The 13,914-nt window shown below is 41.1% G+C and carries 17 protein-coding genes; 9 read left to right on the forward strand and 8 right to left on the reverse strand.

Translation table 11 applies throughout. From position 1 onward, the window contains the following. Window positions 1-86 precede the first annotated feature (86 nt). Together K2Q26_07715 and fghA are read left to right on the forward strand one after the other, a co-directional pair. Window positions 87-1,196 (forward strand): S-(hydroxymethyl)glutathione dehydrogenase/class III alcohol dehydrogenase, encoded by a 1,110-nt coding sequence (locus tag K2Q26_07715; protein ID MBY0315390.1) that lies wholly within the window; start codon window positions 87-89, stop codon window positions 1,194-1,196. An 11-nt stretch (window positions 1,197-1,207) separates the two neighbouring features. Next, the gene (gene fghA / locus K2Q26_07720) at window positions 1,208-2,044 is read left to right on the forward strand and encodes an S-formylglutathione hydrolase (GenBank protein ID MBY0315391.1); all 837 of its coding nucleotides are present in this window, start codon (window positions 1,208-1,210) and stop codon (window positions 2,042-2,044) included. Between the two features lie 43 nt (window positions 2,045-2,087). Here the strand turns inward: fghA and K2Q26_07725 are convergent, their stop codons facing one another. Next, the gene (locus K2Q26_07725; GenBank protein ID MBY0315392.1) at window positions 2,088-3,224 is read right to left on the reverse strand and encodes a hypothetical protein; all 1,137 of its coding nucleotides are present in this window, start codon (window positions 3,222-3,224) and stop codon (window positions 2,088-2,090) included. A 595-nt stretch (window positions 3,225-3,819) separates the two neighbouring features. On the opposite strand from K2Q26_07725, the gene K2Q26_07730 reads away from it, so the two are divergent. Continuing rightward, window positions 3,820-3,981, forward strand: coding sequence for a hypothetical protein (locus K2Q26_07730; protein ID MBY0315393.1), 162 nt, complete (start codon window positions 3,820-3,822; stop codon window positions 3,979-3,981). Here the strand turns inward: K2Q26_07730 and K2Q26_07735 are convergent. Continuing rightward, on the reverse strand, window positions 3,978-5,192 hold the full coding sequence (locus K2Q26_07735) for a hypothetical protein (GenBank protein ID MBY0315394.1): 1,215 nt from the start codon (window positions 5,190-5,192) through the stop codon (window positions 3,978-3,980). The two genes, K2Q26_07730 and K2Q26_07735, sit on opposite strands and share 4 nt — an antisense overlap. A gap of 1 nt (window position 5,193) precedes the next feature. After that, window positions 5,194-5,391, reverse strand: a complete 198-nt coding sequence (locus K2Q26_07740) for a hypothetical protein (protein ID MBY0315395.1) — start codon at window positions 5,389-5,391, stop codon at window positions 5,194-5,196. 134 nt (window positions 5,392-5,525) lie between these two features. Here K2Q26_07740 and K2Q26_07745 point away from each other — a divergent pair, with 134 nt between their 5' ends. From K2Q26_07745 to K2Q26_07770, 6 genes are all read left to right on the forward strand, one after another. Then, entirely contained in the window at window positions 5,526-6,032 is a 507-nt protein-coding gene (locus K2Q26_07745; GenBank protein ID MBY0315396.1) for a recombinase family protein, read from the forward strand. Between the two features lie 128 nt (window positions 6,033-6,160). Then, window positions 6,161-7,474 (forward strand): adenylate/guanylate cyclase domain-containing protein, encoded by a 1,314-nt coding sequence (locus tag K2Q26_07750; GenBank protein MBY0315397.1) that lies wholly within the window; start codon window positions 6,161-6,163, stop codon window positions 7,472-7,474. An 11-nt stretch (window positions 7,475-7,485) separates the two neighbouring features. After that, complete coding sequence (locus K2Q26_07755; protein MBY0315398.1) at window positions 7,486-7,977, forward strand: hypothetical protein; 492 nt, start codon at window positions 7,486-7,488, stop codon at window positions 7,975-7,977. A gap of 283 nt (window positions 7,978-8,260) precedes the next feature. After that, on the forward strand, window positions 8,261-8,593 hold the full coding sequence (locus K2Q26_07760) for a helix-turn-helix domain-containing protein (protein MBY0315399.1): 333 nt from the start codon (window positions 8,261-8,263) through the stop codon (window positions 8,591-8,593). Then, window positions 8,590-9,174 (forward strand): hypothetical protein, encoded by a 585-nt coding sequence (locus K2Q26_07765; protein ID MBY0315400.1) that lies wholly within the window; start codon window positions 8,590-8,592, stop codon window positions 9,172-9,174. The genes K2Q26_07760 and K2Q26_07765 overlap by 4 nt, the downstream gene beginning before the upstream one ends. Further along, on the forward strand, window positions 9,162-10,364 hold the full coding sequence (locus K2Q26_07770) for a hypothetical protein (GenBank protein ID MBY0315401.1): 1,203 nt from the start codon (window positions 9,162-9,164) through the stop codon (window positions 10,362-10,364). The genes K2Q26_07765 and K2Q26_07770 overlap by 13 nt, the downstream gene beginning before the upstream one ends. Window positions 10,365-10,468: 104 nt before the next feature. Here K2Q26_07770 and K2Q26_07775 read toward each other — a convergent pair whose 3' ends face one another. The 5 genes from K2Q26_07775 to K2Q26_07795 all read right to left on the reverse strand — a co-directional run bounded on the left by K2Q26_07775 (window position 10,469) and on the right by K2Q26_07795 (window position 13,622). Further along, window positions 10,469-11,476, reverse strand: coding sequence for a tyrosine-type recombinase/integrase (locus K2Q26_07775; GenBank protein MBY0315402.1), 1,008 nt, complete (start codon window positions 11,474-11,476; stop codon window positions 10,469-10,471). 101 nt (window positions 11,477-11,577) lie between these two features. Beyond that, window positions 11,578-12,132: a hypothetical protein gene (locus K2Q26_07780; GenBank protein MBY0315403.1), complete on the reverse strand. Its 555-nt coding sequence runs from the start codon at window positions 12,130-12,132 to the stop codon at window positions 11,578-11,580. Between the two features lie 32 nt (window positions 12,133-12,164). Continuing rightward, on the reverse strand, window positions 12,165-12,374 hold the full coding sequence (locus K2Q26_07785) for a hypothetical protein (GenBank protein ID MBY0315404.1): 210 nt from the start codon (window positions 12,372-12,374) through the stop codon (window positions 12,165-12,167). Next, a complete protein-coding gene (locus K2Q26_07790; protein MBY0315405.1) occupies window positions 12,355-12,657 on the reverse strand; it encodes a hypothetical protein in 303 nt (100 codons plus the stop codon). The genes K2Q26_07785 and K2Q26_07790 overlap by 20 nt, the downstream gene beginning before the upstream one ends. 191 nt (window positions 12,658-12,848) lie before the next feature. Continuing rightward, on the reverse strand, window positions 12,849-13,622 hold the full coding sequence (locus K2Q26_07795) for a PD-(D/E)XK nuclease-like domain-containing protein (protein ID MBY0315406.1): 774 nt from the start codon (window positions 13,620-13,622) through the stop codon (window positions 12,849-12,851). Between the last annotated feature and the right edge of the window lie 292 nt (window positions 13,623-13,914).

The raw sequence follows: 13,914 nt of genomic DNA on the forward strand, positions 1-13,914 counted from the left end.
TTAGAGTTCAAAAAAGGGAGTGCATACTCCCTTTTTTATTTATAGGCTCTGGGAATTATAACTTGGGAGAACTCATGAACAAAACTATGAAAATCAAAGCGGCCGTCGCTTGGAAACCTAACGCTCCTCTTTCCTACGAAGAGATCGATCTTGAGCTTCCTAAAAAAGGTGAAGTCCTTGTAAAGATTGTGGCCACTGGAGTTTGCCACACCGACGCGTTCACCTTGTCCGGTGCAGATCCCGAAGGTTTATTCCCGGTGATTTTAGGTCATGAGGGCGGTGGAATTGTCGAAGCCGTTGGAGAAGGTGTCACCTCCATCAAAAAAGGGGACCATGTCATTCCCCTCTACACGCCGGAGTGCAAAGAGTGCGAATTTTGTACATCGGGAAAAACAAATTTATGCGTAAAAATTCGTGCGACCCAGGGCAAAGGTTTAATGCCCGACGGAACTTCTCGTTTTTCTAAAGACGGAAAAATGATTTACCACTACATGGGTTGCTCGACCTTCGCAGAGTATACGGTGGTTCCCGAGATTGCCTTAGCTGTCGTTAATCCCGAAGCTCCTCTCGAAAAAGTCTGTCTGTTGGGCTGCGGAGTGACCACAGGAATTGGTGCGGTTCTTAATACCGCAAAAGTCACGAAGGGCTCTACGGTCGCCGTATTTGGATTGGGCGGCATTGGCCTTTCGGTGATTCAAGGCGCCAAGATGGCTGGGGCCAAACGCATTATCGGAATTGATATTAACGATGACAAAAAAGCCATGGCCGAAAAACTAGGTGCCACTGATTTCGTTAATCCTAAAAATTATGAGAAGCCCATTCAACAAGTGATCGTCGAAATGACAGGCTGGGGAGTCGATTACTCCTTTGAGTGCGTGGGGAGTGTCCAACTCATGCGTGCCGCTTTGGAATGCGCCCACCGCGGTTGGGGCGAATCCATCATCATTGGTGTGGCTGGCGCAGGCCAAGAGATTTCGACTCGTCCCTTCCAATTGGTCACAGGCCGTGTGTGGAAAGGCTCGGCGTTTGGTGGAGTCAAAGGACGCACTGAGCTTCCGGGATACGTGAATAAATATATGAGTGGCGAAATCAATATCGACGACATGGTTACTTTCGAAATGCCTTTAAAAGAGATCAACAAAGCCTTCGATGTCATGCACGAGGGTAAAAGTATTCGCACCGTAATTAAGATGTAAGTGAGGACACCGTGAGTTCATTGCAACCATTAAAAACGCACAAAACCTTCGAGGGCAAAACCCAATTTTGGGAGCACGAATCTTCAACGACGAAAACGAAAATGAAGTTCTCTACCTTTATCCCCGAGGGACGGGTGAAGGGCTGTTTGATTTGGCTTTCGGGACTCACCTGCACCGAAGAAAACTTTATCACGAAAGCCGGTGCGCAAAGAAAATTGAGTCAGAATCAACTGATGGTGATCTGTCCCGACACGTCTCCTCGCGGTTTACAACTCCCCGGAGAACATGACGCCTACGACTTTGGCTCCGGAGCGGGCTTTTATGTGAACGCCACCACTCCTGGCTATCGAGATCATTATCGGATGTTCGATTACGTTTCTGAAGAACTCTATCATTTGGTGCAAAATCAATTCGGGATCTCTGCGTTTTCAATTTCGGGGCACTCCATGGGTGGTCATGGGGCTTTGGTGCTGGGATTGCACTTTCCCGACAAGTTTCGCTCAGTCTCTGCGTTTTCTCCGATTGTGAATCCCTCTCACTGCGCCTGGGGACAAAAAGCGTTTCGAGGATATATCGGTGAAGATAAAGAAGCTTGGGCAAAGTATGACGCCACAGAGCTTGTGATGCGCGGAAAAAAACATTCTCAACCGATTTTAGTAGATCAAGGGACTGCGGATGAGTTTCTCGAAAAACAACTTCTCACCGGTAACTTCGAAGCCGCCTGCAAAAATGAAAATCAAAAGGCGCAAATTCATATGCGCCCTGGTTACGATCACAGTTACTATTTTATTTCGACTTTTATCGATCAACACATCGATTTCCACGCCGAAGTTTTAAAAGAATTTTAAATCAAAGCCCTGAGAAGGGCCTTGATCATCAGACTGAAGAAAACTAGTGAACCGATTGATTATGAATCGTAGTTTCGTCGAACGTCTTTCTAAAAGTGTTCGTTAACTCCATAGCTCCGGTGGAGATGCCCGTGTATGTCGACATTGTTGCGCTCGCGGAATTGGAGCTGATGCCGGTGATTCCATTGCAGGCACCAAAATTTGTATTGCTAAACGCTTGGGAATCGAAATTAAAGCATCCTTCTTGATTTGTTCCGTTGGCCGATGATCCATTATAGTTCGTGTAAGTTTGGCTCACAGTTCCTTGGCTCAAATCATTAGCCTTGGAAGTGAGTGTGGTAAGGATCACAGTACTTCCCGATCCATAATAGTCGTAAGCCAGCAAAGCCGCTGCATTGGTCGCATCGTTAATATAAAAACGATACACCTGTTCTACGTTTGAGTTCTTGCTCGAGAGTTGGAAACGAATCAATTCTGGAGAGGAAGTGTATTCCAAGAAAGAAGTCATGCGAGAAGCCGGAGAGCTGGAAGACTCGTCATGAGAGAAGATCACGTTGGCGCCGTTCACCCCAATTCTCATCACCTGATCCGATCCACCAAATTGAGGATTGTCATCGCCATCCATTTGAATCCGACGCTGATACACACCATCTGAAGAAATATCGGTCACGGTAATGATCAAAGGAATTTCACCGGCCGAATCGATGTTGGGCGCATTGCCAAAGAGATAATCCATGGTGGCTTGAGCTCCTGGGCAGTTTGAACTTCCCCAAGACCGTTTCATTTTAATGGTCTGCGAACCCACAGCTATCTGACGGCTGCTATCTTTTGTCCCATAGAGATCCAGAAAGCAGGCGATCATGATCGAATTTTTCACCCGTCCTAATACCGAAAACTCTTGATCCTCATCCACCAAGCTCGCAACATACTGAGCTCCTGTATTGTTGTTTGTACCACCGCCCACTAAAGGCCAATCTGTCGCTCCAAAGTGAGAGTGATTGGCTCGCGAAGCCCCTAACACCATTGCACTCTGACTGCTACCAGGAAGATTCTGCTTCAAAGCCTGATAAGCCCCGTTAAAGGAACTGCTGGCTGCTCCCCCGCCACCGCCGCCCGAAGAGCATTGGATAAGAGTTAAACCAAAAATACCAAAACTTATTAAAAGCAAAAATTGCTTCATTCATCCTCCTGATTGAACCCCCATTGAACCCAAATTATGGAAACCTGCCAATCAGTTCCCACCAATCTAGATCAACGTGCAGCCCACCGAAAAAAAACGTACACCCGTACAATTCCCCAGAAAAAAAACCAAGAGAAAAAAACTAAAGTCGAAAACGTAAATTCAAAAATGAAATTCAGACGTGACGTCGTGCCCGCGCCAAAACGTGGCAGTGCCACGTTTTAGTGAGGAGCATGTGCTTAGAAGCGAGCGAAGCATAGCGCCGACAGCACGAGCGCGAAAGCGCTCCGCCCGTCATCCAAAACAAGTCCTGAAAAAGAGAAAATGAAAACAACTAAAAAAAGAAAGTAAAGTGGTAGGACGTGACGGGCTCGAACCGCCGACCCATACCTTGTAAGGGTGGCGCTCTACCAAGTTTAACTTTAATTTATAGGATTTAAAGACGGACGAGACAACGTCCAAAGGCGACTATTTGCGTTATCAATATTATACAAAAAAGTTCTAAAACGACTGGCGTGTACAGGTGGGATTTTTGCCAGCTCCATTGATGCCCTTAGAGCAGGCGGTAGCGTTGACCGCAATGGAGGGTCTGAAAATGGACTTATTAAACCGATTGAATAAAAAGGCCGTTGAATTGTGGCAGAAACACATGGAAAGCAAAGACCAACAGAAAAAGGAGCAATTTCTTAGGGAATATAAGGCGGCCCTTATCCAATATGTGAAACACAAGGAATGGTTGAAAGATATGGAAGCTTAGTCAGCAGCACTATATAAGATCTCAGCAGCCAATGATTTCGTCAGGCGGGTTTCTCGAATGGGTTTGTCATGGGAATTCATTGAAATCTTGTAGGTTTGAGGGTCAAGTAGTCTGACTTTATATTTATAGAATCCATTTCTATCATCAGGATTAATACAGCCATCGATGATCCCGCAAAGGGCATATCTCGCCCCCTTCTTCATCGTGACTGAAACAAAATCATCCTTTTTATATTTTGGTCCCAGCAACGAGCCTTGTGAAAAGTGTTTCGTTAGAACATTTCTTACTATTTTCCGAGTCTCGAACTCAGAGACCAGGCCAAATTTTTTCAGTGTGTTTAAAAATCCAGCAATAACTGTTCGGGTTTCTTTTTTTGAGGCATCCACTTTTTGATTTATTGTTGCGAGATCAAATTCTAAATAGAGATCCTGAGCATCCAGCTCTTGAAGCCAAAACGGGTCATTTGCCAAACCGTTCTTCAGGTCAGAAAAATAACCTGCCTTTTCTCCCAAATAACAAATTGAATCTGGCACCATTAAGCAATGTTTGAATTTCGGCATGTCCTCAGAGGCAAAAAGTAGTCTAAAGTACGACTCACAAATGAGCTTGGATGGCCCTCCACCAAATACCGTATTCAATTGATCTGGACCCAAAGACTGAACTGTATCTTTATCAAGATCCTTGAAGCCAATTTGATCGGAATTATCAACTATGACGTCTATTTGTTCATCCCCCAATTGCATTTCAACAGCAACTCGCTTCAGGAATAATTGCACGGGCCGCAACTCAGGAGACTCAAGAGTTAAAAGGGTGCCGTCTGCTTGCTTTGCTTTAATCCTTCCTGGATTTTCTATATGGAATTCCAAAACAGCAGCCGAAGTTGTAGCCATAGAGAACAACCTTCTACAACCAAGAACCATTGCCGAAGCATATTGCCTAATCAGGTCATGACTTCTCTTTGGTTTATTCCCAAAAAGGTCTTTACCTTTTAAAGCTGCATTTGCGGTTTGAGCCGGAATTTTTTTAAGAAGACTCTGATATGTATCGTATGCGATCAAAATATCTTTCGCGAAATAACAAGCCATTGAGTAAATGATATATTGCCCACCGACTTTGTCCGGACGGATTTCATCAATAACAAATACCTTCCGCTCGGGATTAGCCTTCCAATCATTAAATACGTCTTCGATATTTTGATTTTGCGTACTCATATCAACTTGATTTCTGTACTCCAAAATAATCACGTAGTGCCTGAATAATTATCTGGCTCTGCTTTCCACCTGTATCTTTGCAAAGATCTTGAACATGAGAATAAACATCCATCGGAAGTCTTACGGCAATTAACTCCGACTTCTTAACTTTCTTGCTGGCAACTTGTTCTTTTATTTTCTTTTTAAAATCTTTATTCATCAATTGTTATACATCTTGTCATTTAATATGTTATCTTTACTTTATACTTATTGTATAACAAAATTGATTACAAGGAATTTGCAATGAGGCTAGACCATTTTTGTTACATTAGGATTGGGAATCTTCGGCCAAGCATGGCTGATCAAAAATCACAGCTAGTCGCACATAGTTCAAAGGACCTGCGGCTCTTCTCGGATGATTCTACGTCAAAGGAACGGAATGGCTTTAAAAAACTTTGCGAGGCTCTAGAGAATTCTAAAGGCGGTCAGCTCTTTGTTTATGACCTGCGTTCACTTGATAAGTGTTTTAACTCTGCAGAAGACCTCTTGAGTTTTCTCGCCCTTATCGAGCACAGCCGAATCGAACTGGTATCCCTGACAGAATCAATGCCGGAAGCTTTTAATGCCTCTTATATATTGAATACCTACAGGGTGATTTCAAAAGAACTTCACAAGGAACATATTCAAAATAGTCTGCGCCAAAGAAAAAATGTTGGCTTGACCGTGGGAAGGCCGCCCACAAGAGACGATCATCAAATAATTGAGCTACGACGAAAGGGGCTCACTTACCGCGAGATCGCACAGCAGTTAAAAATCTCAATCGGTGCGGTTCAAAGGGGTTTAAGTGATCAAGCTACCTAGACCTTAGTCTGGCCCAATCAATGTATCGTATCATTTTATTCTTGAAAGTTTCGTTAAAATGCTGTGTCATTCTAAATGTAGGTCGAGAAGGACTTTCGGCCAGAACAAAAACCAAGGGAGGATGACATATGTACGACAGCAATATTTTTTCTCAATTACCCATCGCTAAGGCAATAGATAGCTTATCACAGCCTGGCCAGAACTTTCGTCTGGCAGAAGCTTTTGTCAAAAATGCCGACTCAAACGTAGAAGTTCAATCGTTTGTTACAAAACTGCGGCAATTAATTGGCCGCAACACAGCTCCATTTTCAACAAAAATCGGCACCCATCCTGACTATGAATATCTTAAAAGAGGGCAAGATACAAAAGGCCCAATAACGTCGATTTTTATTGATATAAAAGGCTCAACTCAGCTCTGGGAAAAATTCCCCTATGAAACCGCGTTTTTCATGCAAAATGCCATCGTTCAAAGTGCGATTTATGTGATTCAAGCTTTTGATGGCCACGTTGTTCGTATTCACGGAGACGGAATATTTGCAGTTTTCGGAAGAAAGACAGCTTCATCTGAAAACTGCTTGCTGGATGCTTTGAATGCATCCTCAACCACATTATTCTTTCTTGAAACTTACCTTACAGAAAAATTTAAAAACTTAGGATTAAGCCCCCTTAAGATCAGAGTCGGCGTAGACCATGATAAGGATGCCTATTGGAAACACAACGGCATTGATGGTTGTAATGAATTATCACCAAGTGGTCTCTATGTGAGTCTGGCCGCTAAACTCCAAAGTCGCGCTAGTGCCAACTCAATTATGATTGGCGATAATGTCAAAAGTAATCTGCAACTTCCTGAGGAATTTCTAACCGTAAAAACTTTTATTGAAAATGGTAAAGAAAAAACGGATCCATACATTCGCGGCACCTATAGGATGTGGCTATTCGACTGGGAAAACCACATGGGTAAATTCTCTTGGGTTACACGTGAAAACGGCAAACTTCTTCCAGCTACGACCGGCTCCAATATGTTCCATCTACACTCACAAGTAGTTTCTTCATTTGGCCAGCTGCAGCGTGTTTTCCCAAGCTCAATGGAAGTTATTAATAAGGGGGAAACAATAAGGTTTTCACTTGGCCCACTTCCGAAAAATTGCGCGATTAGATGGTATGTAGAAAATCGAGGCGATGAGGCGACCGAAGCCAAATGTTTATACTATGAGGTCCCTGAGTCGAAAAATAAAACCTGGGTTGAACGAGACACGGCATATTGGGGGCATCATTATTTAATCTGCAAAGTCACGTTTCCAAGTGGAAAAATTGCGGAAAGAAGAATTGGTGTGTTTGTCGGACCAAACTGGGCAGAACCCAAACAACTGCCAACCACAGCACCACAAAAACAGTACATTCCAGAACCAAACCGTGGACTCATTCCTCAAATGGCATATTAAGTATGGCAGATTTGCAGACGGCAAAGGATATTAACAATTACGTGACCGGCTACATCAAGGTGGCAGATGCCAAGGTGGCCGGTTTTGTAGCCGTCAGCACTGCCGTATCTAGCTTTATCTTACCAAATTTATACAAGTGGTTAGCAGAAACTCCCATTAACGGCTGGTATTATTTATTTTGGCTATTACTTGTCGTCGGGAGCCTCGCACTTGTTGGCACCCTCATCTGTGCGTTAAATGCGTTAGCTCCAAATGCAAAACCCGCACATTCTCTGGTTTCGTTTCCAGACATCGCTAGCATGACTCCCGAAAGTTATTCCAAGGCATACCTCGCCTTGTCAGAAAAAAATCTCATCAACGAATATCTAAAACACAATGTTACCCTATCATCTGTCGCTGTTGGAAAATTTAAATGGTTAAAGTACGCGACCAAATGCTCGTACGTGTGGGCAATATTGTTCGTTATCTTGTATGTTTGCTACGCAGCGACCGCGATCAAATAAATCAAAAAAACTTGTCTTGCTCCACTTAAGGCGTTGCCGACAACTGCAATCACGACACCAAGACATTTCGCTGCGTAAAATACGTTCGCAACTATGATGCTGACACAATCACATTTAACATACCCAATGTTCACTCCTAATGGCCGAGAAATATCTTCGCCGAAGTCACCACTTAAATTCAAATTACTCACCTTTATTGACCAAAAGACGTTGTGATGTACCACGGTACAGTCCAACGTCTTTTACTTATTAAAGACGCTTTTATTGTCGATAATAAATATTAATGAGTGATGAAATCAAAATAGGCGTGATCCTAAAACATTTGATGAAGGACAAGAAACTGACTTTTAAAAAATTAAGTCAGATTTCTAGCGTACCAATTTCCACTATAAAAACATGGAGCGCCGGCGTAGAGCCTAAATCTTTGTCCCACGCCAGAAAGGTCGCCCGAGCTTTAAACGTCTCCGTTGAATATCTTGTGTTTGGTGAATCTTCATCGCACGCTCCAACCATGAACGAACTACTAACTAAAGAGCTTTTCAGCGGATGGTGCAAAGTCACCATTGAAATGCCCATTAATGAGCCCATTTTAAAGAAGAAGGACATCATCACATGAAAATATTCTTAATTGTTATCCTTATTCTCCACACAACTAGCGCACTCAGCGACAACTGCGGAACTGTGGGCGATGATTTAAAAAAAGATGTTCAAGAAGCACATAGTACTTTTAAGAAATCAAAAAAGGACTTTATGGAAGCTAAGCATTCATTTGATAAAAAGATTGCCGAGATGATTTCAGTCAGTGAGAAGTATCCTGAATGTCAAAAAAAACATCATGCCATTGGTAAACAAGTACAAACTCAACTTAGCGAAATGCTTGACTACCTAAACGCAACACTCCCAGAAATCGTCTCTTATGATGACTGGTTCACACTAGTAAATACTAAAATTAAAAACGGGAAAAAGTATGCATTTATTGCCTGTGTCTATGGGCCAAGAAATGCCACGTCGGTGAATTGTGGATTGCCTGGAACGACAGCCAAAAGAATTTTCTACAGTACCGATGATATGAGAAGTATTGATGCTAAAAAAAGATGGATTAATTCTATAGAACAAAAAATGTGCGTTGAAGCCTATGTCACTGCCGGACAGGCTTTTATCGTTGATGTCGCCCCAGAAAGTAAATGCTCGAACTAAAAAGCTACACTAACATCGTATTGATCGTGCTTCTAATAGGCTGTTCCACAACAGCTCCACCGCAAGACTATACAACGCCAGTGGAAGTTTACTTAAGTGCGAAGGAAAGAGCGGAAAAAACTGGTTCCAGTGGTGATTTTTCTTTAGATTATTTAAAATCCCAAGCCGCAATGTATCTGTATCACCAAGCGCAGGTTGAGCTCAAATCAGGAAACTCTCCTCTGGCCGTTAGACAACTTTCTGAAGCGAGACAATACAATCCCTGGCATGACGATATAAAAGACCTTCACAAGATTGCTACTCAAATTCTTGTTAAATCTACAAAAAATATACATACCGCAAACTGTGAATATGTGAACGAGAGACTTGCCACAATAAATAGATACGCCAATGATCGACTCCACGAGCTAAATAACTTAATAGAAAAGTGCCATTTCACCCCGTCAAAAACGTTTACTTTTACGCAAACTAAAACAACACCTGTTTTCAAAAAGATAGAGCAAAAAATTTACTCAAATTATTCGTCTGAACTTGAAAATATAACTCAAAGAAATAGCTATATTCCGAAGCAAGAGCTTTTGAGCTATGCCATTAACTTTATTTCCAGCATTAAATTTGAGACGTCGAAAATAGAAATTGCAGAGGAAAATGACAACAAAAATGCCGTCACTATATTTTTACCATTCAAAGTAAAAACAGAAAAGAAGAGCAGTAAGGGGTACTGCTTAGAAATGGAAAAGCTGCTCAGTAATGATCGATATGCAAAGCAATCCCAAAATACTCCATATGGGATGGCTCCAGACAGTCTTTTAGAGTGCACGTACTTTAATTTTTGGACTGGGGACAAAAAAATCGTATTTATTACGTTGCCCAAATGGCACTCATCATTAAAAAATATTTGGCCACTACCGAAAGAATATACTATATACTTCGCCTTTAAATACAAAGATCAAACTCAACGAATATTCAAAAATAGAGTTCTCACGCACTTTTCCCCATCAGATATCGAAACTGGATATGGTTTTCTATTTAAATTTATAGAAGGGGATCTTCCCTTCAAAATAAAAGATGATCGGCCTTATGTGGAAAAAACTGATAATTTCTTAGCTTTAGAAGTAAATGCAAATGAACTGCTAAATTTAGACTCTGTAAACATAGAAATTGATTTAAGAAACATCCCTAAGTTGTAGTAGGCAAATCTCCTCCACCTAGATCTCTATGTTCGATTCATGAAAAACCATCATCGCAGGCAGACGCATGTGTGCAGCAAAGAAAAAGAAAACGCATAACTTTTTTAAAAATATTTTAGCTTAAATACGGGACTGTCGATCAGGGACTTCCTGCGTTTGTCATAACTCTGAGTCGTCTTCACATTTGAATGATTCACCAACTGAGACACTTTATATAGGTCACAACCGCCCTCAAGTAATGACCCTATTACCGTTGCTCTTGCGCTATGAGGAGTAATCTTTGTTTTAATTCCAATTTTTTGACAATGATACTTGATGATATAGTCAACACTGGTACCCTGAAGTTTCTTATTTGATCCCAAAGAGATCCGATTCGGTGATCCTTGAAATAGGTAATCAGTCCCTGTGAGTTCGCGACCAATGGCGCGCATGTACTGAATATAATTTTCTAGATGAAAAATTGCTGCGGGATGAAGCGGTACCCGTGATACTTTTCCGCGCTTTCCCACAAATTGAATTATTTTGAGCCCCTGATGTTCCTGGTAATCGGTAAATTTTAGGTTGATGAGCTCGCCCTTTCTCATACCAGTTGAGAATAACAACACCAATACTGCCATGTGAAGCGGGCCAGATCTTTTATTTAGGTCTACGGAGTCCAGTAAAGCTTTCACCTGGTCATCACTTAAATCACTGGTTGGAGTAATAACTTGATCGGTCGGTCGCTTTACATGCTCGGCTGGATTGGAAGTCATGAGCCCTTTTTCGATCAAAAATGCACAGTAACTCGCGATGGCCGCGAGCTTGCGGATGATTGTCTTTGGACAGTACGGCTGGCCACCACCGTCCAACCTAGATCCTTGTAACGTGTTTCTAAACCCAACGACATGCATTTTATGTAACTGCTGCGGATGCTTGATTGGTCCAAACTCTACTTGCACATACTGAAAGAACTGACATAGGTCTAGCTTATATGCGGCCCTCGTGTGTTCTGAATCAAAGTTCTCAAAAAACTCGTATTCGAGCTGTGAAGCATACCCACCAAATGAACTTTCGGTACCGCCTAATACACCTACATTTTTTATCGCTAAGTCTCGGCCCATATCCAGAACCAACCTTTCTACTACATAAATGCCATTATGTAGTAGAACGGTAGCTGAATAGTTGAACCTATCAATAGAACACTGAGCTCAGTACTACCTTAATACGTCCCAAGCTATATCCCATACTTCGATAACAGGCGTTGGACACTATTTTTAAATACTGGTGATAGCTCTGATCGCCGTTTTAGTTCATTAAATAAGTCGGCCCTTGAAATAGATTTCAGTAACTCAGCGTAAGTGTCACTATTTGCCGGTTCGTCCTTCAGTCCAATCAAAGCAATACCAGTAAGGACAACCTGATTTAGCGTATTTTTATCTGCTTTTGAATATTCTGGATTTACAAATTCGATTGAGAGACTGACAGGATTACTGGGATCATCCTTCTTTAATAAGTTGAAAAAACGCTTTGCCTTTATAGATTTTAAATAAACTATGCCTTCAACGTATAACTTACCATTTTTTACTTCTGCGTTTTCGATTCGACCAATAGTTAGATTATCATGTTCAGCATTGACGATAACTTCGCCCTGGCTGACGAGAGACAGATTAATACCTTGTTGTTTTATTATTTCGCCGTGCGTGTCCCTCGACTCAGAACTGGCTACGCCACCAAATCTAAAAAAAGTATCATTGTTACTTTTTAAATGAACCGTAAGTGTTTTCATCACGGCCCATCGTACATTTTAAGCAGAATCGCTTATTAGAATAGGTCACTCATAACCTCTTCTGTGATTTCCATAATCCACTGATCTAGATCGATACTTTCTGACTCAATATACTCAAGCTCTTTGCTAGAGAACCCTTCATTTAAAATGAGCCTAATGGCATCCAAATACTCACGCTGACTATAGGTTGGATAACCATTAGACTCTTTAATTACGCTTTTAATTTTATTTTTTATTGTTTTCATTGATAATGGTGTCGGCAACTATCTTCTGGGCTTTAATTTTCTTTCGCCCCTCCGAAATCTTCTCACCTCGATACCGTTCACTAATGTTAAACACGACAATTTTGCCACCACGTACTTTACGCGCATGAAGCAACTCAGTAGTACCATATTTGGGGCAATTTTTTCCGACAGCAAGTGCCTCCAAATCGCCAACTGAAAGACCAAGTCGTTTCGCCTGATCCGATAGCTGGCTGTTAAGTTCTGAACTTTTTTGAGTATCTTCATTTTTTTTAAAAATTCCCACACTTACCTCCGTATTTGTACACATCACACTGACTGACAAAGATAGAGGGTCAAGAGAGGCAATTAGTTGTACTAAACTAAGGCGTAATACAAAAAAGCGTCCATGATATGGAAAATGCGAATGAGATTTGTGAAAAACAACTCAATCTACATCGCAATTTTACAACATTATCTACAACACTTAAAAAATAATCATTTATTCGTTTGCTTCTTATAATTTTCTATGGCCACTGATATTCGTCGATCCCCCTCAATCAACTGACTTCTATTGCCGAATGACAAATATTTTGAGTATATGTGATAAAAATGCTTTCCCGATTTCTTGCTAATTCCAAGAATAATAAATTCAAAAGGTTTTCTATACACCGCTTCTGCTATTTGTAAGTATAATGCTGCTGATAAGAAGTACCACCAAACCCTTCTGTCTCCATCATAAAAATACTGAAGATCCTCTCGCTCAAACCTTGATGACTTAAGATCAATAATTCTTCCTCTTTTAACATCGAGCCAGTCATACCTCGCTTTTACCTTACACCCATTGATATAAGCACAAACCGTAACTTCTGCCTTGCCTATCTTAAAATGTTTTTTATAACTTTTCCTCTTCCTATATCTACGGATGATTCTATTCGCTCTTTGGAAGACTCTTCTTGTTACAATAATTTTATTATTATGAGCGGATTTAAATCGTTCAAACCTTTTTCCTCTTCTGACTGCACCTTCGTAAATAGCAAAGTCTTTTAACGTGTTTTCGGGCTCTAGCAAAAGACTATGCAAAAGTGTTCCAAAATCTAAGTTATCCTGAGTTGATTTTTTCTTTGGCTTTTGTGGAGATAAAAATGTCTCACGATAGTTTTCCCACCCTCTAAATAGAGCCTTAAGGCGCGAAGAATTAAGCCACTCAGTGTCAGCGTGATAATCTTTATTTGAACATTTTGGATTTTCTCCAAACTGAAGTTTTACCATAAAATCCTTCAATAACTCCGTATGACAAAAAAGAGGAATTTAACTATTAATATTTTATATATTTAATAAGCTGAACATAAATAACAATAAAATAATAACAAAAATTTAATTCCTGATAATTGAGCAAATTATCGAACGGAAATAAATTTTAATTATTATTATTTTTGTACTTGTACTTATGCTTATTTTTATACTTATGCTTATGGGATCCTTAGCGTAACCCCTGCGTAATCCGCGTCTAGAATATCTTTCTCAAATACCCGAGAATAGATCCATGAATACTTCAGCGAGC

This window comes from Bdellovibrionales bacterium (assembly GCA_019750295.1).
GTDB lineage: Bacteria > Bdellovibrionota > Bdellovibrionia > Bdellovibrionales > JAGQZY01 > JAIEOS01.